The sequence below is a fragment of the Streptomyces sp. NPDC008238 genome (assembly GCF_042956445.1).
Classification (GTDB): Bacteria; Actinomycetota; Actinomycetes; order Streptomycetales; family Streptomycetaceae; genus Actinacidiphila.
In genome coordinates, this window is record NZ_JBIBGK010000014.1 from 1 (window position 1) to 23,099 (window position 23,099).

The window sequence follows — 23,099 nt, forward strand, 5'->3', positions numbered from 1 at the left end:
GCCGCTGCGGCCCTCATCCTGCTCCAGCTCGAGTACGACCGAACCGTCTAAACGATCACGCAGCGTCATGATCCATTACCGGGAAAGGCTCAATGGGCGCCCGGGACATGGCCGACCGTCAGGACCGTCCAGCCGCCGCCCTTCGGGCCCGCCAGCCCCGCCAGCAGGCGGGCCTCCTCGGCCTCCGGCCGGTGCAGCAGCACGATCAGCCCGGCCGCGGCCTGCGGCGTCCCCGCCCCGCGCAGCGCGGGGATCTGACGGAGGGTCCGGACCCGGAGCACCGCGGGCGGCCCGGGCAGGTCACGGGCACCAGGACCCACGGCGACCACCACGGTGCGGGTGGCGGGCGCGGCCTCCAACACCCCGTCCACCAGGGCGAGCACGGCGTCCCGCGCGACGGCGGGATCCCCGAGCACACTGAGGACGCCGCCGATCCGCGCGAGGTTCACCAGCACCTGGCCCCGGCCGACCGCGCCGAGCCTGGTCAGTTGGGGGAGCGGCCCCGGCCCGGCGGCGGGACCCTCGCCGGGTTCGAGGCCCGTGCGCTCCCAGCGGGTCGGCGTCAGCGCCGTCCACGGCGCCGGGGCCGGCCCGCACGCCGAGACCGTGGCCAGCACCCGGCCGGGCTCGGCGAGCACGCCCCGTACCCGGACCGGGCTGTCGGGCCGTCCCGCCAGGGCCAGTTCGCGCAGCGCGTGCCGGACCAGCAGGGGGGTACGGGTGTCCGCGGCGAGCCGCCGTCCGAGCGCCGCCCGCCGGTGCCGCCGTGCCGTCCGCAGCAGCGGACGCCGCCCCGCGGCGAGACCGGCCAGCAGCACCACCGCCCCGATCCCCGCGGCCGTCGCGCCCTGGGTCGGCGCACCCGCCGCCACGTCACGGGACGGCCGGGAGGCGGCGGACCCCGGTCCCTCCGGTGCAGGCCGCACGGGGGCGGCGGGCGCGGCGGGGGAGCGGTCCGCGGCGGCGCCGGGGGACGGGGCGACGGCGAACAGCACGGCGGCCGCCGCCAGCAGACGGACCGTCCTCTTCGCGGGGCTGTACCGCATCGTTCGTCTCCTCCTGTGGACCGGCCCGGGCGGGCGGGGGCGTGTGACCAGACACGGCCCGTGCCGCACGGCGGTTCAATCACGGCCCGCGCGGTGTGAGGCGGCTCACCTGAACCCGGCCCGGACGGGGGCCGTGTCTGCGTCGAGGCACCGCGGCACGGTCGGTGGGCGGGCGGAGTGGGCGGGTGACGGCAATGCGGCCCCGTACCCGGCAGAGCCGGGGCACGAGCGACGAGGCGCTCGTCAGGGCGCTCTACGAGGAACACGGCAGGGCCCTGCTCGCGTACGCGACCCGCCTCACCGGCGACCGCGCCGCGGCCGAGGACGTCGTCCAGGAGACCCTGATCCGGGCCTGGCGCCATCCCGACGCCCTGCTCAACGGCAAGGTCTCGGTGCCGGGTTGGCTGCTCACCGTGGCGCGCGACATCATCACCGACCGGTACCGGGCCAGGGCCGCCCGCGCCACCGAGGTCGCCGCGTCGACGGCGGCGCCACCGGTGGAGCGCGACCACGCGGAGGCGGTGGTGGACGCCGTGGTCGTCATGGAGGCACTGGAGCGGCTCTCCGCGGACCACCGCGACGTGCTCTACGTCCTCTACTTCCGCGGGCAGAGCGTCGCCGAGGCCGCCAGGACCCTGGGCATCCCGCCGGGAACGGTCAAGTCCCGGTCGCACTACGCGCTCAAGGCGCTGCGCGAACTCTGCCGCCACCGGCCCGTCGAGATGGGGGAGGTCGCCGCATGAGCGCGCCGGAGCGACACGGAGGGGAGGCGCTCACCGCCCGCGTCCTGGGCGCGCTGAACGAGGAGGAGGTCCGCGCCGTGGACGAGCACGCCGGGTCCTGCGAGTCCTGCCGGACCGAACTCGGCGAGCTGCGCGCCATGGCGCGGGCCCTCGGCGGCGTCCCGCCGGAGACCTTCCTCGACGGCCCGCCCGAGGGCGGTGACCTGCTGCTGCAGCGGACGTTGCGTCAGGTGCGCGCCGAGCGGGCCGGCGCACGGCGCCGCCGGCGGGCGGCCGTCGCGGTCGCGGCCGCGCTCCTCCAGGGCGGTGTGCTCGTCGGGGAGCACCGTTCCGCGCGCGCGTCCCGCCCGCCGGCCGCGGCCTCGCCCCCGGGTCCCTTCCGTACCGCCTCGGCCGCCGACCCGTCCACCGGGGCCGCTTGGCCGTACGGCTCACCCCGGCCACCGCCTGGGTGCGGGTGCACGCCCGGGTCGGCGGCATCCCGCCGGGGGAGCGCTGCCTGCTGGTGGTGGTGGCCCGGGACGGCGCCCGGACGATCGCCGGCAGCTGGGTGGTGTCGCCGGGCGGGGAGGGTCGCGGCGTCAGCCTCGACGGTTCCGCGGCGGTGGCCCCCGGTGAGGTCGCCGCGGTCGTCGTGGAGACCGCCGAGGGCGGGGCGTACGTGTCGGCCAGGCTCTGACCGCCCCGGGGGCCGGGCGCGGCCCCGGCCCCCGGCTCCCGCTCGGGCGGGGGGACTTCGAGGGTCGTTGGGCCTGTCGTGGTGAGGGCGGTCCGATCACTTCCGGGGCAGTGCGTGCGGGTTGAGCTGTTCCAGCATCCGCCGCAGGTCGGCGTGGACGCGTCCGCGCTCCTGCGCGGCGAAGGGCGCGAGCGCCTCCTCCTCGGCAGGGGCGATGGCCTGCTCGGCGCGGACCGCCAGTTCCTCGCCCGCCGGGGTGACGCTGATCTCGATGATGCGTCCGTGCGTCGCGTGCGCCCGCCGCTCGACCAGCCCGCGCTCGGCCAGGCCCTGCACCGCGGTGCCCATGGACTGCGCCGTGACCCCGCAGTGGCGCGCCAGTTCCGCGCCCGACATGGGCCCGCTCACCGTGAGCCGCATCAAGGCGCTGAACTGCGCCTGGGTCAGCCGCAGCGGACGCAGCGCCTGCTCGATACGGATCGCGTACGCCTGCGAGATCTGCCAGATCAGATAGCCGATGTGGTCGCCGGGCTCCGCTACGGGCATGCCGTGCACCCTTCTGTTGTCTGTTAACTTATATAAGTCAGCTTACATTACTGGAGGGACTCTCCCTGGTGGACAACGTGATCATCACCGATGCGCACCCCCCGGCGGAACAGCCTCCTCCGCACCACCGTCACCGGGCGCGGCACGTCCCGGGAGCGCAGACCGACGCACCGCCCGCACGGCCGGGACGGACCGGCGCGAAGGCCGTCATCACCCCGGTGATCTCGGTGCTCATCGTCGGGCTCTCCTTCGTCAGCGTCTTCCTCGCCGCCTTCCACACCCCCACCGCGCACCGGCTGCCGGTGGCGGTCGTCGCCTCGGACCACTCGGCGGCCCTGTTCGACGTACGCCTCCAGCGCATCGCGCCCGAGGCCTTCCAGGTCGACCGCTACCCCGACGTGGCCTCCGCCCGGCACGCCGTGGAGCACCGCGAGGCCTACGCGGCCTACCTCTCCAAGGGCGGCACGTCCAAGGTCGTCTACGCCGGCGCGAACGGCCCCGCGGTGTCCTCCCTGGTCACCACCCTGGCGTCGGTCCCGCACGGCGAGGACCACAAGATCCCGGTGGCAGACATCCTGCCGCTGTCGTCCGGCGACAGCAGAGGGCTGTCGGTCTTCTACGCCTCCTTCGGGCTCATCCTGGCCGGTTTCCTCTTCGGCCAGCTGACCTACCAGGTCGCGCCACGGCTCTCCTTCAACCAGCGCGTCCTGAGCATCGCCCTCTTCGCCGTCGTCGGTGGACTGGCCACCACCCTGATCGCCTGCACGGCCTTCGGCGCGATACCCGGGCCCTTCTTCGGGATCTTCGGCGTCGTGACCCTCATGGCCGGCGCGGTCGCCGCCGCGACCGTCGCGCTCATCCGCGTGTTCGGCCCGGTGGGCGTGCCCCTCGGCTCCATCTTCATGCTCATCATCGGGAACGCCACCAGCGGCGGCGTCCTCCCGCCGTCCTTCCTGCCCGGCTGGCTGCAGCCACTGGCCTCCGTCATGCCGGCCGGGGTCGGCGTCCGCGCCATGGACGGCCTGTCCTACTTCCACCACGACGGCCTGACCCGCGGGATCGTCATCCTCTGCTGCTGGATCGTGGCGTGCGTGGGCACCATGTTCCTGCTCGACCGCATCGCGGCGACCTCGGGGATCGTGCACGCGGCCACCCGCTGAGCCGAGCCGGAGCGGCTGCTCCCCGGGGCGTACCCGGCCCGCCTCCCCGCGGACGACGACCGGCCCCGCCGCCCCGGGCAGGCTGGGGCCCATGGCGACGACCACCAGCCCCACCGCCCCGGGGCGGACGCACGACCGCCCCGGCACCGCCGACCGCCTGTGCCGGGCCACCGGTGCCCTGCTGATCCTCTCGGGGCTGTTCCACCTCGCCGTCCTCGCGGTGGACGGCGGCCCCTGGGAGGGCCCGGTGTCCTGGCGCAAGCCGGTGACCTTCGGGCTCTCCTTCGGCCTGACCCTCCTCGCGGTCGCCTGGGTCACCTCGTACCTCGACGTCGGCGCGCGCCTGCGCGCGCTGCTGCTCACCGTGTTCGCCGCCGACTGCGTCGTCGAGGTCGCCGGCATCACCCTGCAGGCGTGGCGGCACGTGCCGTCGCACCTCGACATGGAGACCGGCTTCGACACCGCGGTCTCCATGACGCTCGCCGCCGGCGGCGCCGTCCTGGTGGCCGTCCTGTCGGTCTTCGCCGCCGCGTCCTTCCGGCGCCGCCCCGGCGGGCCCACCGGGATGCCCCTCGCCCTGCGCGCCGGCTTCGTGATCCTGCTCGTCGGACTGCTCTCCGGCGCGGCCATGATCGCCCGCGGCGTCCACCTCACCCGCACCGGCCACCAGGCCGCCGCGTACGCCTCGACGGCCCCCCTCAAGCCCCTCCACGGCGTCAGCCTCCACGCCGTCCTCGTCCTCCCCGCCCTGGCCTGGCTGCTGTCCCGCACCCGCCTGTCCGCCCGGGCGAAGATCCGCCTCCTGCGCGCCGCCACCGCCTGCTACGCCCTCGCGGTCGCGGCGACGGCGGTGTGGGCGGCGGCCACGTACCGCTGAGGCGGGGTCCGGCTCCGGCGGCGCCTGGCATCATGCGGGGCATGGGCAGGCAGGACAGCGACGAGGCGTACGTACTCGACCTGTGCGACGAGGTGTTGGCCGAGCGCGGGAGGCGACAGCACCGTTTCGACTGGCTGGTGGGCGATCCGAGCCCGTCGGGACGCAGAGCACGCCTGCCGGTCGACTCCTACTGGCCGGGCTACGGCCTGGTGGTGGAGTACCGGGAGATCCAGCACGACCAGCCGGTCGCCTTCTTCGACAAGCCCGACCGCCTCACGGTCAGTGGCGTCCACCGGGGTGTTCAGCGCGCCCTGTACGACGAGCGACGCGAGGCGCTGATCCCGGAGAACGGCCTGGACCTGCTGGTCATCTGCCCGGGGGACCTGGCGGCCGACGCCAGGGGACGATTGCGCCGGTTCCGCGAGACCGACCTCGCCGCGCTGCGCGGACTCCTCGCCACGGCCGAGCACCGCGTGACCACCGACGAGGACCGTGTGGTCGCGGCCTTCCGCCGTTGGCTGCGCTCCGAAGGGTGGACACCGGTGCTGCCGACCGACGAGTACGCCGACATCGAGGCCGTGCGGGACGGCGGGCGGATCGTGGGGGAGGCGAAGGGCCGCACCGAGGACCCGGGCATCGACGCGGACGTCGCGTACGGGCAGCTCCTGCGGAGGATGACCGACGCGTCGGCAACCACGCGCTACGCACTGGTCGTTCCCAGCTCCGGCCTCGCTGCCGCCCGACGTGTGCCCGCAGCCGTGCGCCACGCGCTCAGGATCGACGTGTACGAGGTCGGCGACGACAACGTGGTACGGCCGGTCGGCGACTGACCTCCCCCGTGGCAGGGCTCAGGGAACCCCGGGGACGGGAGGTCGCGGCGGGTACGGCGGGGCCCCGGCCGCCCGGAGGTCCGGGGCGGCCGGGGCCCGCGGCGTCAGCACTCGATGACGTTGACCGCGAGCCCGCCCCGCGCGGTCTCCTTGTACTTGACCTTCATGTCGGCCCCGGTCTCCTTCATGGTCTTGATGACCTTGTCGAGGGAGACGTGGTGCCGCCCGTCCCCGCGCATCGCCATGCGGGCGGCGGTGACGGCCTTGACCGCGGCCATGCCGTTGCGCTCGATGCAGGGGATCTGGACGAGCCCGCCGACGGGGTCGCAGGTGAGGCCCAGGTTGTGCTCCATGCCGATCTCCGCGGCGTTCTCCACCTTCTCCGGGCCGCCGCCGAGGACCTCGGCGAGCCCGCCCGCGGCCATGGAGCAGGCGGAGCCGACCTCCCCCTGGCAGCCGACCTCGGCGCCCGAGATGGAGGCGTTCTCCTTGAAGAGCATGCCGATCGCGCCCGCCGCGAGCAGGAAGCGGACGACGCCGTCCTCCTTCTCCGCCTCCGTCGACTGCCCGGCCACGAAGTTGACGTAGTAGTGCAGCACGGCCGGGATGATGCCGGCGGCACCGTTGGTCGGGGCGGTGACGACGCGGCCGCCCGCGGCGTTCTCCTCGTTGACGGCCATGGCGTACAGCGTGACCCACTCCATGGCGTGCGCCGCCGTGTTGCCCTCGGCGCGCAGCTGGCGGGCGGTGGCCGAGGCGCGGCGGCGGACCTTGAGGCCGCCGGGGAGGATGCCCTCGCGGGTCAGCCCGGCCTTGACGCAGTCCTGCATGACGCGCCAGATCTCCAGCAGGCCCGCGCGGATCTCCGCCTCGGTGCGCCACGCCTTCTCGTTCTCCAGCATCAGCCCGGAGATCGACAGCCCGGTCTCCCGGGTGAGCCGCAGCAGCTCGTCGCCGGTGCGGAAGGGGTACCTCAGCACGGTGTCGTCGAGCTTGATGCGGTCCTCGCCGACCGCGTCCTCGTCGACGACGAAGCCGCCGCCCACCGAGTAGTAGGTCTTCTCCAGCACGGGCGCGCCGGTCTCGTCGTACGCGGCGAGCGTCATGCCGTTGGCGTGGTACGGCAGCGAGCGGCGCCGGTGCAGCACCAGGTCGTCGTCGGCGGAGAACGGGATCTCGTGGGCGCCGAGCAGGTTGATGCGGCGGCTGTGGCGGATCTGCTCGACCCGCTGGTCGGCGGTGTCCACGTCGACCGTGCGGGGGGAGTGCCCCTCCAGGCCCAGCAGCACCGCCTTGGGGGTGCCGTGGCCGTGGCCGGTCGCGCCGAGCGAGCCGAACAGCTCGGCGCGCACGGAGGCGACGCCCGCCAGCATGCCGTCGTTCTTCAGCCGCTGGACGAACATCCGCGCGGCGCGCATCGGGCCCACGGTGTGGGAGCTGGAGGGGCCTATGCCGATCGAGAAGAGGTCGAAGACGGAGATGGCCACGGTGCGATGACTCCTCGGGTTCGCGGACCCCGTTGTCCGCGGGCGGCCGGCGGGTTCGCCGCCGGGTGGTACGTGGGCGCGGCGTGGGTGCGCCGCCTGTGTTCCAGTGTGCGGGACCGTCCTCACGGAGCGGCCCCGCACACCGGGTGACACTCGCTACTTCAGGCCGGGGTACAGCGGGTGCTTGCCGGCCAGGGCGGTGACCCGGGCGCCGAGCGCCTTGGCGGTCTCCGCGTCGAAGCCCGGCTTGAGGGCCTCGGCGATGACGTCGGCGACCTCGCGGAAGTCCTCCGTGCCGAAGCCGCGGGTGGCCAGCGCCGGGGTGCCGATGCGCAGGCCGGAGGTGACCATCGGCGGGCGCGGGTCGTTCGGGACCGCGTTGCGGTTGACCGTGATCCCGATCTCGTGCAGCCGGTCCTCGGCCTGCTGGCCGTCGAGCTCGCTGTCGCGCAGGTCGACCAGGACCAGGTGGACGTCGGTGCCGCCGGACAGCACCGAGACGCCGGCCGCCGCGATGTCGTCCCGGGTCAGCCGCTCCGCGAGGATCCGCGCGCCCTCCAGGGTGCGGACCTGGCGGTCCTTGAACTCCTCGCTCGCCGCGATCTTGAAGGCGACCGCCTTCGCCGCGATGACGTGCTCCAGCGGGCCGCCCTGCTGGCCGGGGAAGACCGCCGAGTTGATCTTCTTGGCGAGCTCCGCCTTGCACAGGATGACGCCGCCGCGCGGGCCGCCCAGCGTCTTGTGCGTGGTCGTGGTGACGACGTCCGCGTACGGCACGGGGGAGGGGTGCAGGCCCGCCGCCACCAGACCGGCGAAGTGCGCCATGTCGACCATCAGGTAGGCGCCGACCTCGTCGGCGATCCGGCGGAAGGCCGCGAAGTCCAGCTGCCGCGGGTACGCCGACCAGCCGGCGATGATCAGCTTCGGCCGGGACTCCTTGGCCAGGCGCTCGACCTCGGCCATGTCGACCTGACCGGTCTCCTGGTCCACGTGGTAGGCGACCACGTCGTACAGCTTGCCGGAGAAGTTGATCTTCATGCCGTGGGTCAGGTGCCCGCCGTGGGCGAGGTTCAGACCCAGGATCGTGTCGCCGGGGTTCAGCAGCGCGAACATCGCGGCCGCGTTGGCCTGCGCGCCCGAGTGCGGCTGGACGTTGGCGTGCTCGGCGCCGAAGAGCGCCTTGATCCGGTCGATCGCGAGCTGCTCGACGACGTCGACGTGCTCGCAACCGCCGTAGTAGCGGCGGCCGGGGTACCCCTCGGCGTACTTGTTGGTCAGCACCGAGCCCTGGGCCTGGAGCACCGCGACCGGAGCGAAGTTCTCCGAGGCGATCATCTCGAGGGTGGACTGCTGACGGTGGAGTTCGGCGTCGACGGCGGCGGCGACGTCGGGGTCGAGCTCGTGCAGTGAGCTGTTGAGAAGCGACATCAGGGGGTCATCCGTCCGGAGGTCGGAGTGGACAGGGCGGAGCTGCCGGGAGGTCCCGAGCGGTCAGTTGCCGGTGAAGGCGGTGTACTCGTCCGCGGAGAGCAGGTCGCCCGGCTCCTCGGTGACCTTCACCTTGAACAGCCAGCCGCCCTCGAAGGCCGCCGAGTTCACCAGCGAGGGGTCGTTGACGACGTCCTCGTTGACCTCGGTGACCTCACCGGAGACCGGGGCGTACAGGTCGCTGACCGACTTGGTCGACTCCAGCTCACCGCAGGTCTCGCCCGCGGCGACCGTGTCACCGACCGCCGGGAGCTGGACGTAGACGACATCGCCGAGGGCGTTCGCCGCGTGCTCGGTGATGCCCACCGACGACACGCCGTCCGCGTCGGCGGCCGAGACCCACTCGTGCTCCTTGCTGTACCGCAGCTGCTGGGGGTTGCTCATGGCGTGAATTCTCCTGGATGACGGTATGTGCTGGTGAACGGCTGTCTTGACAGGTGGGACGGGTGTGCCGGATGAGACCGGGGACTCAGCGCTGCCGCTTGTAGAACGGCAGGGCCACCACCTCGTACGGCTCATGCGTACCGCGGATGTCCACGCCCACACCGGAGGTACCCGGCGCGGCGTGCGCGGCGTCCACGTACGCGATGGCGATCGGCTTGCCCAGGGTCGGGGAGGGGGCGCCGGAGGTGACCTCGCCGACCACCTCGCCGCCCGCCACCACCGGGTAGCCCGCCCGGGGTACCCGGCGGCCCTCGGCGACCAAACCGACCAGCTTGCGCGGCGGCGTGGCCTCGGCCTTGGCGGCGGCCGCGGCCAGCGCCTCGCGGCCCACGAAGTCACCTGGCTTGTCGAACTTCACGACCCGGCCGAGCCCGGCGTCGAACGGGGTGAGCGCGGTGGTCAGCTCGTGCCCGTACAGCGGCATGCCCGCCTCCAGGCGCAGCGTGTCGCGGCAGGACAGGCCGCACGGCACCAGGCCGGCGTCCGCGCCCGCCTCGGTCAGCGCCTGCCACAGCTTCTCCGCGTCGGCCGGGGCGACGAAGAGCTCGAAGCCGTCCTCGCCGGTGTAGCCCGTGCGGGCGATCAGCGCGGGGACGCCGGCCACGGTGCCGGGCAGGCCCGCGTAGTACTTCAGCCCGTCGAGGTCGGCGTCGGTGACCGACTTCAGGATGGCGGGGGAGTTCGGCCCCTGGACGGCGATCAGCGCGTAGGCGTCCCGGTCGTCGCGGACCGCGGCGTCGAAGCCGGCGGCGCGCTCGGTCACCGCGTCGAGGACGACCTGGGCGTTGGAGGCGTTGGCGACGACCATGTACTCCTCGTCGCCGAGGCGGTAGACGATCAGGTCGTCGAGGATGCCGCCGTCGGGCGCGCAGATCATCGTGTAGCGGGCACGGCCCACGGCCAGCGCCGAGATGTGGCCCACCAGCGCGTGGTCCAGGGCCTCGCCCGCACCCGGACCGGTGACCGTGATCTCACCCATGTGGGACAGGTCGAAGAGACCGGCCCGGGTCCGTACGGCGGTGTGCTCGTCGCGCTCGCTGGCGTACCGCAGCGGCATGTCCCAGCCCGCGAAGTCGGTCATGGTGGCGCCGAGGGCGCGGTGCAGCGCGTCCAGTGCGGTACGGCGGGATTCACTCATCGGGCGGGCTCCCAAGGCAAGGAAGAGACAGGTAGGGCGATGACGGGGCAGGTCCTCCCCATCTGTCATCGGAACCTGAGAGGTTCACCTGGACCCTCCGTGCGGAGGAGTCCCGGCTTGCACCTTGGGTGGGGCGGCACCCCCGTGGCCGGGAGGGCTCGCCCGCTTTTCAGATGTGCCTCGAACGCGCGGTATCTGTGCCTGAGAGATTCAAGGGAGGACTTGCTCCTTCGGCGTCCCGCCCGCCACAGCGGTGCGGAAACTCTCCCGCGCGGCCTCGAACGGCCTATATGCGATTGAGGCCGCCATCATTGCACGGGCGCCCGCCGTTGTCGCGATCGCGTCCCGGATGTCCCGGTCCGGTCCCGATCCGGTAGTAACGCCGCCGTTCCTCTGGGTAGGCAAAGACACAGGATTTACCATCTTGAACGTCGGACCCGGAGGGCGAACTGTGCGGTGGCAGAGTGCGTATGCGACGGCCGGGGGTCCGGCCGTGTCCCGGCCGGTACCGGCGCGGGCCGGGGAAGCGCGTCGCGGGGGACGTGCCGTACGGCCGCGGCGGCTGATCGATCTGCGACGGGGGCGCCGGCCCGTACGCACCCTGCGCTACCCGCCGGGGGACGTCCTGCTCGTCTCCGGCCTGCCGGGCGGCGGCAAGAGCACCCTCATGCGGCGCGCGACCGGCGGCGCCCGCCTGATCGACTCACAGGACGTCAGGGAACGCTGGCAGGCCCGGGTTCCGCGGCTGCTGCCGTACGCCCTCTACCGTCCCCTGGTGCGGATCGCTCACTACGCCGGGCTGTGGCGGGCGCTGCGCTCGGGCGACAGCGTCGTGCTCCACGACTGCGGAACCCTGCGCTGGGTGCGCGCCTGGGTCTCCCGTGAGGCCCGGCGCCGGGGAAGGGGCATGCACCTGGTGCTGCTGGACGTCCCCGTCCGGACCGCGCTGGACGGCCAGCGCGAACGCGGCCGCCGGGTGTCGGCGTACGCCATGGCCCGGCACCGTGCCGCCTCCCGCCGCCTGCTGACGGAGGCGGAGGCGGGCCGGCTGCCGGGGGCGTGCGCCTCGGTGGTGCTGCTGGACCGCGAAGCGGCCCGGGAGCTCGAGGCCATCGACTTCGACGGCTGAGCGGCCGGGCCGCGACGCGTGAGGGGCGGTACCGCTGAACGATCAACCAATCTGCGGATCCACCTGGGCCTGGGGCGCGATCTCCGCCTCGGGCGACAGCTGCTGCCCCTGGTCGTTCAGGGGGAGCGGCAGCGGGAGCGGAAGCGGCAGCGGCAGTGCGCCGGTGAGCAGCTTCGGCACCGCCAGCAGCAGGGCCTGCAGGTCGGCGACGACGGCGGCGACACCGGCCGTCACACCCGCGAGGTCCTTGGCGACCACCTTGGCCAGCAGGTCCGTGACGTCCTGGACCAGCTTGGTGAGCGCGTTCTTGACGTCGGTGACGGCGTCCGCGGCGCCCTGATCGCCGGGACCGCCGACCTGGTCGATGGTGCTCGGGTCACCCGGCAGGCCGGGGTCCCCTGGCTCCAGGCCCGGTTGTGGCGCGCCCGGATCCATGGCCGCCGGGTCGGTGAAGCCGGGAGAAACCGCACCCGCCTGGTCGAGGACCGAGGCCAGCTGCCCGCTCGCCTCCTCCAGACCCTTGCGGAGTTCCTCGAGCTTCGCCGAGTCCGGGCTTTCGACCTGGGCTTCCTGGGTGAGCTTGGCCCCGATGGACAGCGTGTCACCGAGCTTGGAGATCAGTTCGGCGTTGCCCGTGTCCGCCGCGCGAGCGGCGAGGTGCTCGACCTCGACGGCCGTGCTCCGGGTGGGGGCCTGGGCACTCGCGACACCGCCGGTGAGGCCCATCGTCAGCGAGGCGCACACGGCCGCCGCTATGAGGGTGGAGTTGATCCTGGTGATGCGCATGTCGAGATATCTCCCGGTTGAGGGTGTTCTCCTTGCTCGTCCTACCTTCGGAGCCGCTGTGACGCTTCGCAACCGGACGATCGCAATATGTGACCACGGCATGGGGCGGCCGATGTGACGGGCGCGTGATGCGGGGGTCGTCCGCGCCCGCCGCCGGATAGGGTTTCCACGGAGCGCACCACCACAGGAAATTGCGAGGCGAAACGCAGTGAACATCCCGGGGCAGCGGATACCGGACGGCTTCGCCCCGCCTGGCCACGGCGCCGGCGGCTGGCCCGCCAACGAACTCGAGGAAGTGCTCTCCGCGGCACTCGGCGATCCGGGTGCCACGGCCCGCGTCCTGGAGGTGCTCGGACGCTCGCAGTTGTGGATCCCGCTGCCGAACGGCGGCAGTCCCGAGAGCACCGACCTCGACCTGCCGACCCTCGAACTCGACGGCGGCGTCTACGTCCCCGTCTTCAGCTCCGAGCAGCAGTTCCTCGCCGCCGGTACCGGCATGAGCTTCGCCGTCGCCCCCGCCCGTGAGTTCGCCCGGGGGCTGCCCCCGCAGATCGGGATCGCCGTGAACCCCGGAGGCGCGGTGGGCATCCCGCTGCCGCCCGCCGCGGTGATGGAGCTGTGCCGCACCGACCGCGAGCCCGGTACCCCCACCGGCGCCCGGGTCCGGCTGTGGGAACCCTCGCCGGACGAGGAGCCGGTCGACTTCCTGGCCGTAGCCGCGGGCGAGTTCGCCGTGACCCCGGTCGTGCTCTCCGCCCGCCGCGCGCTGGCCAGCGTCGAGGGCGACCCCGCCACCCTCTTCGTCGGCGTCGAACTCGACCGCTGGCAGGAGGAGGACCGGGCCGCCGCCATGGCCGCCCTCGGGCGCGCGCTCGGCGCCGTACCGCTGCCCTGGCAGGTCAGTCTGGTGCTGCTGGACGTCGCACAGGACCCCATCGGCGACTGGATGCTGGAGCGCGTGCGACCCTTCTATGTCGGCACGGGCGCATAACCTGGGTCCCGTACGGCACCAGAGGCATTCGGCGGAGCAGACGACGCGGACGAGGCAGACGCGGAAGGGCGGGACACGTGAGCGCCGGCGTGGGAGGGGGCGGGGGGCTGGAGCATGCGCTCCGGCAGGTGACGCCCGGTAGGTACGACGCCTACGAGGAAGTGCTGCGGACCCTCGCCGACAGCCAGGTGTGGATGCTGCTCTGGCAGGGCACCCCCGGCGGGGCGGACGCGCAGTACGGCAACATGGAGGTCGCCGGCCACGGCTACGCGCCGTGCGTGACCTCGCCGCAGGAGTTCACCGCCTGCGGCTGGAACCGGGCCCACGAGGTGGTGTCCGGCCGCGAGATCGCGGCCTCGCTCTTCCCCGACCGCTGGGGCCTGTGGCTCAACCCGCACGCCCCCGGCGGCGGCGTCGGCGTCCCCTGGCTCGACCTGCGGCGCGTCAGCCTCGGCCTCGACCGCTCCCCGGCCGGACCGCTGCGGATCGGCGAGCCCGCGCTCCAGATCCCCCAGTACTACGCCCTGTTGTCCCAGCAGGCCCATCGCAGCCCGGCCGTCCGCTCCCTGCGGCGCGCCTGGGTCCAGCCCGTACTGGGCGAGCCCTACCTGGCGATCGGCGTGGACCTCTACGACGCCGGGCCCCAGGCCGTGGAGTCGGTGCGCCTGATGATGCAGTCCGCCCTCGGGGCGGTGCCGCAAGGGCTGCCGGTCGCCACGGTCGCGCTCACCGACGAGTACGACCCGGTCGGTATGTGGATGCGGGCTTCGGCGCAGCCCTTCTACTCCCGTGACGCCCACGGCGCGCCGGGTGCACAGGGCGCACCGGGCGCGCCGGGTGCTCCCGGGGCGACGTACGGGTGGGCCCCGCAGCCCTACTGACGCTCCCGGCGGGTCTCTCCCACCCGCCCACCCGGACGGCGCCTCCGTGCAGGTCAGGAAGGCGGTGACGGGCGGGTGGCGAGTGGGTGGGAGGCGGCCCGCCGCAGGCGCGACGGACCCGCTCCGCGGGGGACCCCGGTCACAGGATCGCGTCGATGAGCCCCAGCGGCGGGCTCCCCATTTCCAGCAGCGCCCCGTGGAACCGCTGGAGCGAGAACTCCGGCCCCCAGGCGCGCCGGGCGCGCTCCCGCAGCCGCATGATCTCCAACTTGCCCCAGGTGTAGCGCCCGTAGGCCGCGTCGAAGGTGCCGCGCCGTGCCTCGGAGGCCGCGCCGGCCCGCGCGAGGTGGGCGTCCCGCATGAAGCGCTGCGTGGCCTCCTCCAGCGTCATCGCCCCCGTGTGCAGCCCGATCGCGCACGCCAGCCGGGTGACGCGTACGAGCGCCTCCAGCGCCACGCCGATCGCGAAGCGGGGGTCGCGGGCACGGAAGCCCTCCTCCAGGCAGACCTCCTCGACGTAGTGCGCCCAGCCCTCGCAGAAGGAGAGCGAGTGCAGGACACGCCGTACCTGCGTGGGTGCGTGCCGCAATGCCCGGCCGTGGGCGAAATGGCCCGGCGCGACCTCGTGGACGGTGATCGCCGGCAGGCTCGTGCGGCTGAAGACCGAGAGCCACTCCTCGCGTTCCTCCTCCGGCCAGTCCGGCTCCGGCGGGGTGACGTGGTACCAGGAGGCGGAGTCGGCCTCCTCCGGCGCGGCCCAGGTCATCATTGCCATGGACCAGCGGCGTGACGGCGGTGCCGGTCCGACCAGGCAGTCCCCGTCGAGCCAGGGCACGAGCCCGCGCTGCCGGGTGAACTCGATGACCTCCTCGGTGAGCCGGGCGGCCTCGGGGATGACCCCGTCCGCGTCCGGGTGGTCGGCCAGCAGCCGCGGGATGAGCTCGTCCACGCCGGCCTTCGGGTCCAGCCGCCCGCAGGACTCGGTGAGGAGCGCGGTGAGCCGGTCCCGCTCGCGCTCGGCCTCGTCGGCCAGGGCCGACAGGTCGACGTGCAGGCCTTCTTGACTGCCCATCAGCAGGGCCAGCGCCTCGCCCCCGAGCCGCGGGTCGGGGTCGCCGGTCTCGGCGGCGCGGGCGATGTGGTCGACCAGCCGGGCGTGCGCGGCGAGCGCGGGACCCGCCTCCGGCTCGGCCTCCGGGTCGAGGTCGGCGGCGAGTCCGCGGACCGCCCCGAGGAGTGCCCCGGCGACCGGCGCGCTCACCCGGTCGAGCGACGCGATGGCCGCGTCGACGGCGTCCGGCCACTGCTGCAGGTGGCGTCTGCGTGCCTCGGCAAGCTCCTCACGGGGCGCGTACTCGCGGTCGTAGGCGGTGAGTTCGAGATTGGACAAATGCGGATATGGGTCGCGGCGGTGCAGTTCCAGTTCCCCGTACTGGACCTTGAGGGTGTCCTCGAAGACCGAGAGGTGCCGTTCGTCGTGGGGGTCGGCGAGGGCCGGCTCGCGCAGCCGGGCGTGGGCGAGCGAGGACAGTCCGCGGCGGACGCCTGCGGGCGACAGATCCTGCACCTGGCCGTCGTACTCGTGGAGTCCCGCCATCTCCCTGACCACGGGGACCATCAGGTCGCACACCGAGCGAAGCCGATCATTCATGGCGTCGACGGTAGCGACTCCAGTTGCATCGCGGCGATCTGTCAACGCGCGTAACACTGCGGTAATAACGGACGAAGGCTCACCACATCACGGTTGCGCATCGCTTCCCTGTGGGGTCTGGCGCGTGATCCACGCCCCATGAAGACTCGCGCACCAAGACGCCTCACGCGTCGCCTTAACGATTCATCACACGTCAAACACACAGCCCAGCGCCACCGCACCACCATCAAGAGCTGCGCCCGACATGGTCGGTCCGCTCCGTCGACCCGGGCGGACGGCCAGGCGAAGCCGGCCACCGCCGGCAGGGGGATGCACGAGGAGACATGACAGCACCGCTGCACGACACCGCTGAGACGGCCGTCGCCGACGTCGCCGCCGACATACCCGCGAAGGCGATCGAGGGGCGTTCGCCCGGGCGCATCGCATGGATGCGCCTCAAGCGCGACAAGGTCGCGCTGGCGGGCGGCGTGATCGTCGTCCTCCTCATCCTGGTCGCGATCTTCGCCCCCCTCATCGTCAGCGCCTTCGGCCACCCGCCGAACGACTTCCACGAGGACAAGATCGACCCGCTGTTCGGCACGCCCACCGGCAAGTGGGGCGGCATCAGCGGGGATTACCTCTTCGGCGTGGAGCCGGTCAACGGCCGCGATGTCTTCAGCCGCATCGTCTACGGCACGCGGATCTCCCTGCTGGTGGCCTTCCTGTCGGCGATCGTCGCCGTGGTCCTCGGCACCTTCTTCGGCATAATGGCCGGCTACTTCGGCGGCTGGGTCGACGCCGCCATCGGCCGTGTGATGGACGTGCTCCTCGCCTTCCCGCAGCTGCTCTTCATCATGTCCCTCGTCTCGGTCATGCCGAACTCGCTGCTGGGATTCAGCGGCACCGGCGTGCGCATGGGCGTCCTGGTGGTCGTGATCGGCTTCTTCGGCTGGCCGTACGTCGGGCGCATCGTGCGCGGCCAGACCCTGAGCCTGAGGGAGCGCGAGTACGTCGACGCGGCCCGCAGCCTCGGTGCCGGCCGCGGCTACATCCTCTTCCGTGAACTGCTGCCCAACCTCGTCGCACCCATCACCGTCTACGCGACGCTGATGATCCCGACGAACATCCTCACCGAGGCCGCCCTGAGCTTCCTCGGGGTCGGCGTGAAGCCGCCCACCTCGTCGTGGGGACAGATGCTCTTCAAGGCGCTGTCCTTCTACGAGACGGACCCGATCTTCATGCTGATCCCGGGCCTGGCGATCTTCATCACCGTGCTCGCCTTCAACCTCTTCGGTGACGGCGTACGGGATGCGCTGGACCCGAAGGGCTCCCGCTAGCCCCTCGCACACCGCCCCTGCCATTCCCGTCAGGTGGCTTCTCACCGAGAAGGACCGCAGGTCCGCGGAAAGTCGCGGACCGCGAATCACGGAGGTTACGAAAAAGTGACATCCCCACGCTCATCGAGGCGCAGGCTGGCCGCAGGGACGGTCGTCGTGGTCGCCACGCTGCTGTCCACCGCCGCCTGCGGCGGAGGCGGCGGTGGCAAGTCCGACGGCAACGCCAAGGCCCCCGGATTCAACGCCGCCGTCAACAAGGTGGCGAACGCGTCCGACAAGAAGGGCGGCACGCTCAAGTTCATCGGTACCCAGGACGCCGACTCGTGGGACCCGCAGCGTGGTTACTACGGCTTCATGTGGGACTTCGCCCGGTACTACACCCGTCAGCTGGTCTCCTTCACCCCGGAGCCGGGCCTGGCCAGCACCACGCTGAAGCCGGACCTCGCGACCGGCCTCGCGAAGGTCAGCGACGGCGGCAAGACCTACTCGTACACCCTGAAGGACGGCCTGAAGTGGGAGGACGGCTCCCCGCTGACCTCCAAGGACGTCAAGTACGGCATCGAGCGCATCTGGGCGCAGGACGTCATCTCCGGCGGCCCGATCTACCTGCAGCAGGTGCTCGACCCCAAGGGTGAGTACAAGGGTCCCTACAAGGACACCTCGCCGGACAAGCTCGGTCTGAAGGCCATCGAGACGCCGGACGACAAGACCATCACCTTCCACCTGGCGACGCCGAACAGCGACTTCGAGCAGATGCTCGCGATGCCGTCCGGCTCCCCGGTCCCCGCGGCGAAGGACACCGGCGCCAAGTACGGCCTGAAGCCGTTCTCCAGCGGCCCGTACAAGTTCCAGTCGTACACGCCGAACAAGTCGATGGTCCTGGTCCGCAACACCAACTGGAGCGCGTCCACCGACGACCTCCGCAAGGCGCTGCCGGACAAGATCACGGTCACTCTGACCACCAACGCCGACGACATGGACAAGCGCCTGATCAACGGCGACTACGACCTGGACCTGAACGCCACCGGCGTCGGCCAGGCCGCGCGTGCCGAGGTGCTCGGCAAGAACAAGGCCAACGCCGACAACCCGGACACCGGCTTCATCCGCTACGCGGTCTTCCCGACCACGGTCAAGCCGATGGACAACATCCACTGCCGCAAGGCGGTCATCCTCGCCGCCGACCACAAGTCGCTGCAGACCGCCCGCGGCGGCCCGCAGGCCGGCGGTGCCATCGCCCCGAACATGCTCCCGCTGGGCATCAAGGGCGCCGACGGTGCCTACGACCCGTACAACGTCCTGAAGGACACCACGGGCAACGTCGAGGAGGCCAAGAAGGAGCTCAAGGCCTGCGGCCAGCCCAACGGCTTCAAGACCACGATCGCGGTCCGCAACAACAAGCCGATCGAGATCGCCACGGCCGAGTCGCTGCAGGAGTCGCTGAAGAAGGTCGGCATCACCACCGAGCTCGACGAGTTCGACGGTGCGCAGACCTCCGGCATCATCGGTGCCCCGAAGACGGTCAAGTCCAAGAACTACGGCATCATCATCATGGGCTGGGGCGCCGACTTCCCGTCGGGCCAGGGCTTCCTCCAGCCGCTGGTCGACAGCCGGTTCATCCTCGAGAGCGGCAACAACAACTTCGCCGAGATCAAGGACAAGTCGATCGACGGCCTGTTCGACCAGGCGCTGCAGCAGACCGACCCGAACGCGGCGGCCGAGCTGTACAAGCAGATCAACCAGAAGGTCTCCGAGGGCGCGTACTACCTGCCCTTCACCTTCGAGAAGAACATCATCTGGCGCAGCTCGCGCCTGACCAACGTCTACACGGCCGACGCGTACAACGGCCGCTACGACTACGCCTCGCTGGGCGTGCAGTAACAACCCTCGAATCGATCGAGTGCCACACCCGCTAGGCACGAAGGGCAGGTGATGGCCGCGTGCGGCGGCCCGGGGAACCCCCGGGCCGCCGCCGGGCCGAGCACAGTGCTTGCATACATCATCCGGCGACTGTTCGCTGTCGTCGTCATGTTGCTGGTCATCACGTTGGTGACCTTCGGGATCTTCTTCCTGATCCCCAAATGGGTCGGTGTCGACCCCGCCACCTACTTCATCGGGAAGCAGGCGGACCCGGCCTCCCTCGAGGGCATTCGGAAGAAGATGGGCCTCGACGATCCCATCCTCGTGCAGTTCGGCAAGTTCCTGTGGGGGCTGATCGCCGGGCGTGACTACGCCAATGGCACCGATGTCACGCACTGCTCCGCCCCTTGCTTCGGCTACTCCTTCCGCAACGAGCAGGCGATCTGGCCGGTCCTGACGGACCGTCTCCCGGTGACCCTGCAGCTGGCGGCCGGCGCCTGCGTCATCTGGGTCGTCGTCGGCGTCGGCACCGGTGTCGTCTCCGCCCTCAAGCGCGGCTCCGCCCTGGACCGCACGCTGATGACGGTCGCGCTCGCCGGCGTCTCGCTCCCCATCTACTTCACCGGCATGATCGCCCTCGCGGTGGTCGTCTACGGACTCGGATGGATCGACGGCCAATACGTGCCGTTCGGTGATTCGCCATCCGGGTGGTTCGGCGGCATGCTGCTGCCCTGGGTCACGCTCGCCTTCCTCTACGCAGCCATGTACGCCCGGATGACCCGGGCCACCATGCTGGAGATCATGGGCGAGGACTACATCCGCACCGCCCGTGCCAAGGGCCTGCGCGAGCCGGTCGTCATCGGCAAGCACGCCATGCGCTCGACCATGACCCCGGTGCTGACCATCCTCGGCATGGACCTCGGCGCCCTCGTCGGCGGCGCGATCCTCACCGAGACGACGTTCAGCCTGCCCGGCATCGGCCAGGCGGCGGTGAAGGCGATCGGGGACAAGGACTTCCCGCTGATCCTCGGCGTCACGCTGATCGCGGCCGTCGCCGTGGTGGTGGCCAACCTCCTCGTAGACCTGCTGTACGCCGTCGTCGACCCGCGCGTGAGGCTGTCATGACCGACCTCCCCATCCAGAAGTCCGGTACCGGGGCGGATTCCGCGCCGAACGAGCCGGTGGCCGGGAAGGCGCAGCCCACGTCGTTCCTCGAGGTCCGCGACCTCAAGGTGCACTTCCCGACCGACGACGGCCTGGTGAAGTCCGTCGACGGCCTCTCCTTCCAGCTGGAGAAGGGCAAGACCCTCGGCATCGTCGGCGAGTCCGGCTCCGGCAAGTCCGTCACGTCGCTGGCGATCATGGGCCTGCACCGGACCGGTCAGTACGGCCGGAGCAAGGCCCGGATGTCCGGCGAGATCTGGCTCGAGGGCAGGGAACTGATCTCGGCCGACCCGGACGAGGTCCGGCGGCTGCGCGGCAAGGACGTCGCGATGATCTTCCAGGACCCGCTGTCGGCGATGCACCCCTACTTCACCGTCGGGGCGCAGATCGTCGAGGCGTACCGGGTGCACCACGACGTGTCCAAGGCCGTGGCGCGCAAGCGCGCCATCGAGATGCTCGACCGCGTCGGCATCCCGCAGCCCGACAAGCGCGTCGACGACTACCCGCACCAGTTCTCCGGCGGCATGCGGCAGCGCGCCATGATCGCGATGGCGCTGTCCAACAACCCCGACCTGCTCATCGCGGACGAGCCGACCACCGCGCTCGACGTGACCGTGCAGGCGCAGATCCTGGACCTCATCCGGGACCTGCAGAAGGAGTTCGGCTCCGCGGTCATCATCATCACCCACGACCTCGGCGTCGTCGCCGAGCTCGCGGACGACATCCTGGTGATGTACGGCGGACGCTGCGTGGAGCGCGGGCCGGCGGACAAGGTCTTCTACGAGCCGCAGCACCCCTACACCTGGGGCCTGCTGGGCTCGATGCCGCGTCTGGACCGTGAGCGCACCGAACGGCTCAACCCGGTCAAGGGCTCGCCGCCCAGCCTGATCAACGTGCCGTCCGGCTGCGCCTTCCACCCGCGCTGTCCGTACGCGGAGCTCACCGGCGGCGCCAGCACCACCGTCGTTCCGGAACTGCGCGAGGTCGGCAGCCGGCACCACGCCGCCTGCCACCTGGGCGTGGCGGACCGGGAGCGCATCTGGACCGAAGAGATTGCGCCGAAGCTGTGAAAGGCCAGGAGATGACGATCCCCCAGCAGTCGACCGCCGACGGGTCGGATGCGCTGCTCAAGGTGAGCGGCCTGGTCAAGCACTTCCCGATCACCAAGGGCCTGCTGCGCCGTCAGGTCGGCGCGGTCAAGGCGGTCGACGGCATCGACTTCCACGTCAACCCCGGCGAGACCCTGGGCGTGGTCGGCGAGTCCGGGTGCGGCAAGTCCACCATGGGCCGGCTGATCACCCGGCTGCTCGAACCGACCGGCGGGACGATCGAGTTCGAGGGCCGCGACATCACGCACCTGGGCACCGCGGGCATGCGCCCGCTCCGCCGCGACGTGCAGATGATCTTCCAGGACCCGTACTCCTCCCTCAACCCGCGGCACACCGTCGGCACCATCGTCGGCGCGCCGTTCCGGCTGCAGAAGGTGCAGACGGAGAACGGGGTGAAGAAGGAGGTCCAGAACCTCCTGGAGCTGGTCGGCCTCAACCCCGAGCACTACAACCGCTACCCGCACGAGTTCTCCGGCGGACAGCGGCAGCGCATCGGCATCGCCCGCGCACTGGCGCTCAAGCCCAAGCTCGTCGTCGCGGACGAGCCGGTGTCGGCGCTCGACGTCTCCATCCAGGCCCAGGTGGTCAACCTCCTGGACGACCTGCAGAGCGAGCTCGGCCTGACCTACGTGATCATCGCGCACGACCTGTCGGTCATCCGGCACGTGTCGGACCGCATCGCGGTCATGTACCTCGGCAAGATCGTGGAGGTCGCGGACCGCGAGGACCTCTACACCAAGCCGATGCACCCCTACACCAACGCACTGCTCTCCGCGGTGCCGGTGCCGGACCCCAAGCGGCGCGCCAAGCGCGAGCGGATCCTGCTGACCGGTGACGTCCCGTCGCCGATCTCCCCGCCGTCCGGCTGCCGCTTCCACACCCGCTGCTGGAAGGCGACCGAGGTCTGCAAGACCACGGAGCCCCCGCTGGCGACCCTGGCCACCGGGCACCAGGTGGCCTGCCACCACCCGGAGAACACCGGGGACTCCGGTGCCTCCGGCGACGGCACGGCAGGGAAGACGACCGAAAAGGCGTAACCCCGGCACCCTGCACAATGGGACCGGTGCACACCGAACTGTTCAGCCACTCCGTCCAGCACGTGCTCGACCTCGTCGGAATCTTCGTCTTCGCGATCTCCGGCGCTCTGCTCGCCGTACGCAAGAACTACGACGTCTTCGGCATGGCGGTGCTCGCCGAGGTCACCGCGCTGGGCGGAGGGCTGATCAGGGACCTGATCATCGGGGCGGTCCCGCCGGCCGCCTTCACCGACCTCGGGTACTTCCTCACCCCGCTGATCGCCACCACGGTGGTGTTCTTCCTGCACCCCCAGGTCGAGCGGATCAACACCACGATCAACGTCTTCGACGCCGCCGGCCTCGGCCTCTTCTGCGTCGCCGGCACCACCAAGGCCTACGACCACGGCCTCAACCTCACCGCCTCGGCCACCCTCGGGCTCGCCACCGCCGTCGGCGGCGGCGTACTGCGCGACCTGCTCGGCAACGAGGTCCCCTCCCTGCTGCGCTGGGACCGCGACCTGTACGCGGTGCCGGCCATCGTGGGGGCGACCGTGGTGGCGGTGCTGATCAAGTTCGAGGCCCTGACCCCCGGCACCGGGGTCCTCGCCGTGATCAGCGCCTTCACCCTCCGGCTGCTGGCCATGCGCTACCACTGGCGGGCCCCCCGCGCCTGGCACCGGCGCACCACCGCGGCGGAACAGCTCCACCTGTAGGCCATCCCCCGCGGGGCACCCCCGCGGACGGCGTACCCGGGGCGGGCC

Annotated in this window: 22 protein-coding genes, 1 pseudogene and 1 riboswitch; of the genes and pseudogenes, 15 read left to right on the forward strand and 8 right to left on the reverse strand. The window is 71.8% G+C overall.

Annotated elements, in window-relative coordinates; all coding sequences use genetic code 11:
* Positions 1–89: 89 nt before the first annotated feature.
* Complete coding sequence (locus ACFZAU_RS25365) at positions 90–1,046, reverse strand: hypothetical protein (RefSeq protein WP_500554097.1); 957 nt, start codon at positions 1,044–1,046, stop codon at positions 90–92.
* Between the two features lie 194 nt (positions 1,047–1,240).
* On the opposite strand from ACFZAU_RS25365, the gene ACFZAU_RS25370 reads away from it, so the two are divergent.
* The 3 genes and pseudogenes from ACFZAU_RS25370 (at position 1,241) to ACFZAU_RS25380 (ending at position 2,468) form a co-directional block, all read left to right on the forward strand.
* Positions 1,241–1,789, forward strand: a complete 549-nt coding sequence (locus ACFZAU_RS25370) for a sigma-70 family RNA polymerase sigma factor (RefSeq protein ID WP_500554098.1) — start codon at positions 1,241–1,243, stop codon at positions 1,787–1,789.
* Positions 1,786–1,860: pseudogene (locus ACFZAU_RS25375) on the forward strand (hypothetical protein); the annotation flags it as partial. The gene ACFZAU_RS25370 and the pseudogene ACFZAU_RS25375, both read left to right, overlap by 4 nt.
* 347 nt (positions 1,861–2,207) lie before the next feature.
* Complete coding sequence (locus tag ACFZAU_RS25380; RefSeq protein ID WP_500554223.1) at positions 2,208–2,468, forward strand: hypothetical protein; 261 nt, start codon at positions 2,208–2,210, stop codon at positions 2,466–2,468.
* 96 nt (positions 2,469–2,564) lie between these two features.
* Here the strand turns inward: ACFZAU_RS25380 and ACFZAU_RS25385 are convergent, their stop codons facing one another.
* The gene (locus ACFZAU_RS25385; RefSeq protein WP_500554099.1) at positions 2,565–3,014 is read right to left on the reverse strand and encodes a MarR family winged helix-turn-helix transcriptional regulator; all 450 of its coding nucleotides are present in this window, start codon (positions 3,012–3,014) and stop codon (positions 2,565–2,567) included.
* A gap of 68 nt (positions 3,015–3,082) precedes the next feature.
* Between ACFZAU_RS25385 and ACFZAU_RS25390 the strand changes: the two genes are divergently transcribed.
* The 3 genes from ACFZAU_RS25390 (at position 3,083) to ACFZAU_RS25400 (ending at position 5,881) form a co-directional block, all read left to right on the forward strand.
* Entirely contained in the window at positions 3,083–4,174 is a 1,092-nt protein-coding gene (locus ACFZAU_RS25390; RefSeq protein ID WP_500554100.1) for an ABC transporter permease, read from the forward strand.
* A gap of 91 nt (positions 4,175–4,265) precedes the next feature.
* Positions 4,266–5,051, forward strand: coding sequence for a hypothetical protein (locus ACFZAU_RS25395; protein WP_500554101.1), 786 nt, complete (start codon positions 4,266–4,268; stop codon positions 5,049–5,051).
* Positions 5,052–5,092: 41 nt separating this feature from the next.
* Positions 5,093–5,881 (forward strand): hypothetical protein, encoded by a 789-nt coding sequence (locus ACFZAU_RS25400; RefSeq protein ID WP_500554102.1) that lies wholly within the window; start codon positions 5,093–5,095, stop codon positions 5,879–5,881.
* A gap of 104 nt (positions 5,882–5,985) precedes the next feature.
* On the opposite strand, the gene ACFZAU_RS25405 is transcribed toward ACFZAU_RS25400, so the two are convergent.
* The 4 genes from ACFZAU_RS25405 to gcvT form a co-directional block, all read right to left on the reverse strand.
* On the reverse strand, positions 5,986–7,368 hold the full coding sequence (locus tag ACFZAU_RS25405) for an L-serine ammonia-lyase (protein ID WP_500554103.1): 1,383 nt from the start codon (positions 7,366–7,368) through the stop codon (positions 5,986–5,988).
* A gap of 156 nt (positions 7,369–7,524) precedes the next feature.
* Positions 7,525–8,796: a serine hydroxymethyltransferase gene (glyA, locus tag ACFZAU_RS25410; RefSeq protein WP_500554104.1), complete on the reverse strand. Its 1,272-nt coding sequence runs from the start codon at positions 8,794–8,796 to the stop codon at positions 7,525–7,527.
* Positions 8,797–8,859: 63 nt separating this feature from the next.
* Complete coding sequence (gcvH, locus tag ACFZAU_RS25415) at positions 8,860–9,240, reverse strand: glycine cleavage system protein GcvH (RefSeq protein WP_499602333.1); 381 nt, start codon at positions 9,238–9,240, stop codon at positions 8,860–8,862.
* 85 nt (positions 9,241–9,325) lie between these two features.
* Complete coding sequence (gcvT, locus tag ACFZAU_RS25420; RefSeq protein ID WP_499602331.1) at positions 9,326–10,438, reverse strand: glycine cleavage system aminomethyltransferase GcvT; 1,113 nt, start codon at positions 10,436–10,438, stop codon at positions 9,326–9,328.
* 179 nt (positions 10,439–10,617) lie between these two features.
* A riboswitch (glycine riboswitch) is annotated at positions 10,618–10,718 on the reverse strand.
* 171 nt (positions 10,719–10,889) lie between these two features.
* On the opposite strand from gcvT, the gene ACFZAU_RS25425 reads away from it, so the two are divergent.
* Entirely contained in the window at positions 10,890–11,567 is a 678-nt protein-coding gene (locus ACFZAU_RS25425; RefSeq protein ID WP_500554105.1) for an AAA family ATPase, read from the forward strand.
* Between the two features lie 42 nt (positions 11,568–11,609).
* On the opposite strand, the gene ACFZAU_RS25430 is transcribed toward ACFZAU_RS25425, so the two are convergent.
* Entirely contained in the window at positions 11,610–12,353 is a 744-nt protein-coding gene (locus tag ACFZAU_RS25430) for a hypothetical protein (RefSeq protein ID WP_500463136.1), read from the reverse strand.
* Positions 12,354–12,561: 208 nt separating this feature from the next.
* Here ACFZAU_RS25430 and ACFZAU_RS25435 point away from each other — a divergent pair, with 208 nt between their 5' ends.
* Both ACFZAU_RS25435 and ACFZAU_RS25440 read left to right on the forward strand, forming a co-directional pair.
* The gene (locus ACFZAU_RS25435) at positions 12,562–13,344 is read left to right on the forward strand and encodes an enhanced serine sensitivity protein SseB (protein ID WP_500554106.1); all 783 of its coding nucleotides are present in this window, start codon (positions 12,562–12,564) and stop codon (positions 13,342–13,344) included.
* Between the two features lie 77 nt (positions 13,345–13,421).
* Entirely contained in the window at positions 13,422–14,225 is an 804-nt protein-coding gene (locus ACFZAU_RS25440; RefSeq protein WP_500463138.1) for an enhanced serine sensitivity protein SseB C-terminal domain-containing protein, read from the forward strand.
* 139 nt (positions 14,226–14,364) lie between these two features.
* Here ACFZAU_RS25440 and ACFZAU_RS25445 read toward each other — a convergent pair whose 3' ends face one another.
* Entirely contained in the window at positions 14,365–15,876 is a 1,512-nt protein-coding gene (locus ACFZAU_RS25445; protein ID WP_500554107.1) for a DUF885 family protein, read from the reverse strand.
* Between the two features lie 323 nt (positions 15,877–16,199).
* Between ACFZAU_RS25445 and ACFZAU_RS25450 the strand changes: the two genes are divergently transcribed.
* The 6 genes from ACFZAU_RS25450 (at position 16,200) to ACFZAU_RS25475 (ending at position 23,051) form a co-directional block, all read left to right on the forward strand.
* Positions 16,200–17,192: an ABC transporter permease gene (locus ACFZAU_RS25450; RefSeq protein WP_499602321.1), complete on the forward strand. Its 993-nt coding sequence runs from the start codon at positions 16,200–16,202 to the stop codon at positions 17,190–17,192.
* A gap of 105 nt (positions 17,193–17,297) precedes the next feature.
* Positions 17,298–19,070 carry an ABC transporter substrate-binding protein gene (locus ACFZAU_RS25455; RefSeq protein ID WP_500554108.1) on the forward strand — a complete coding sequence of 591 codons (1,773 nt, stop codon included), beginning with the start codon at positions 17,298–17,300 and terminating at the stop codon, positions 19,068–19,070.
* A gap of 105 nt (positions 19,071–19,175) precedes the next feature.
* A complete protein-coding gene (locus ACFZAU_RS25460; RefSeq protein ID WP_499602317.1) occupies positions 19,176–20,174 on the forward strand; it encodes an ABC transporter permease in 999 nt (332 codons plus the stop codon).
* On the forward strand, positions 20,171–21,283 hold the full coding sequence (locus ACFZAU_RS25465) for an ABC transporter ATP-binding protein (RefSeq protein WP_500554109.1): 1,113 nt from the start codon (positions 20,171–20,173) through the stop codon (positions 21,281–21,283). Before ACFZAU_RS25460 ends, ACFZAU_RS25465 begins: the two co-directional genes overlap by 4 nt.
* Before the next feature lie 11 nt (positions 21,284–21,294).
* On the forward strand, positions 21,295–22,359 hold the full coding sequence (locus ACFZAU_RS25470; RefSeq protein WP_499602313.1) for an ABC transporter ATP-binding protein: 1,065 nt from the start codon (positions 21,295–21,297) through the stop codon (positions 22,357–22,359).
* A 26-nt stretch (positions 22,360–22,385) separates the two neighbouring features.
* Complete coding sequence (locus ACFZAU_RS25475; protein ID WP_499602311.1) at positions 22,386–23,051, forward strand: trimeric intracellular cation channel family protein; 666 nt, start codon at positions 22,386–22,388, stop codon at positions 23,049–23,051.
* Positions 23,052–23,099 lie beyond the last annotated feature (48 nt).

Excerpts from the sequence above, each read along its gene's own strand:
- ACFZAU_RS25365 (WP_500554097.1), bottom strand. The coding sequence starts at position 1,046 with ATGCGGTACAGCCCCGCGAAGAGGACGGTCCGTCTGCTGGCGGCGGCC.
- ACFZAU_RS25370 (WP_500554098.1), top strand. The coding sequence starts at position 1,241 with ATGCGGCCCCGTACCCGGCAGAGCCGGGGCACGAGCGACGAGGCGCTC.
- ACFZAU_RS25385 (WP_500554099.1), bottom strand. The coding sequence starts at position 3,014 with ATGCCCGTAGCGGAGCCCGGCGACCACATCGGCTATCTGATCTGGCAG.
- ACFZAU_RS25395 (WP_500554101.1), top strand. The coding sequence starts at position 4,266 with ATGGCGACGACCACCAGCCCCACCGCCCCGGGGCGGACGCACGACCGC.
- ACFZAU_RS25400 (WP_500554102.1), top strand. The coding sequence starts at position 5,093 with ATGGGCAGGCAGGACAGCGACGAGGCGTACGTACTCGACCTGTGCGAC.
- glyA (WP_500554104.1), bottom strand. The coding sequence starts at position 8,796 with ATGTCGCTTCTCAACAGCTCACTGCACGAGCTCGACCCCGACGTCGCC.
- gcvH (WP_499602333.1), bottom strand. The coding sequence starts at position 9,240 with ATGAGCAACCCCCAGCAGCTGCGGTACAGCAAGGAGCACGAGTGGGTC.
- gcvT (WP_499602331.1), bottom strand. The coding sequence starts at position 10,438 with ATGAGTGAATCCCGCCGTACCGCACTGGACGCGCTGCACCGCGCCCTC.
- ACFZAU_RS25430 (WP_500463136.1), bottom strand. The coding sequence starts at position 12,353 with ATGCGCATCACCAGGATCAACTCCACCCTCATAGCGGCGGCCGTGTGC.
- ACFZAU_RS25445 (WP_500554107.1), bottom strand. The coding sequence starts at position 15,876 with ATGAATGATCGGCTTCGCTCGGTGTGCGACCTGATGGTCCCCGTGGTC.
- ACFZAU_RS25450 (WP_499602321.1), top strand. The coding sequence starts at position 16,200 with ATGACAGCACCGCTGCACGACACCGCTGAGACGGCCGTCGCCGACGTC.
- ACFZAU_RS25465 (WP_500554109.1), top strand. The coding sequence starts at position 20,171 with ATGACCGACCTCCCCATCCAGAAGTCCGGTACCGGGGCGGATTCCGCG.
- ACFZAU_RS25470 (WP_499602313.1), top strand. The coding sequence starts at position 21,295 with ATGACGATCCCCCAGCAGTCGACCGCCGACGGGTCGGATGCGCTGCTC.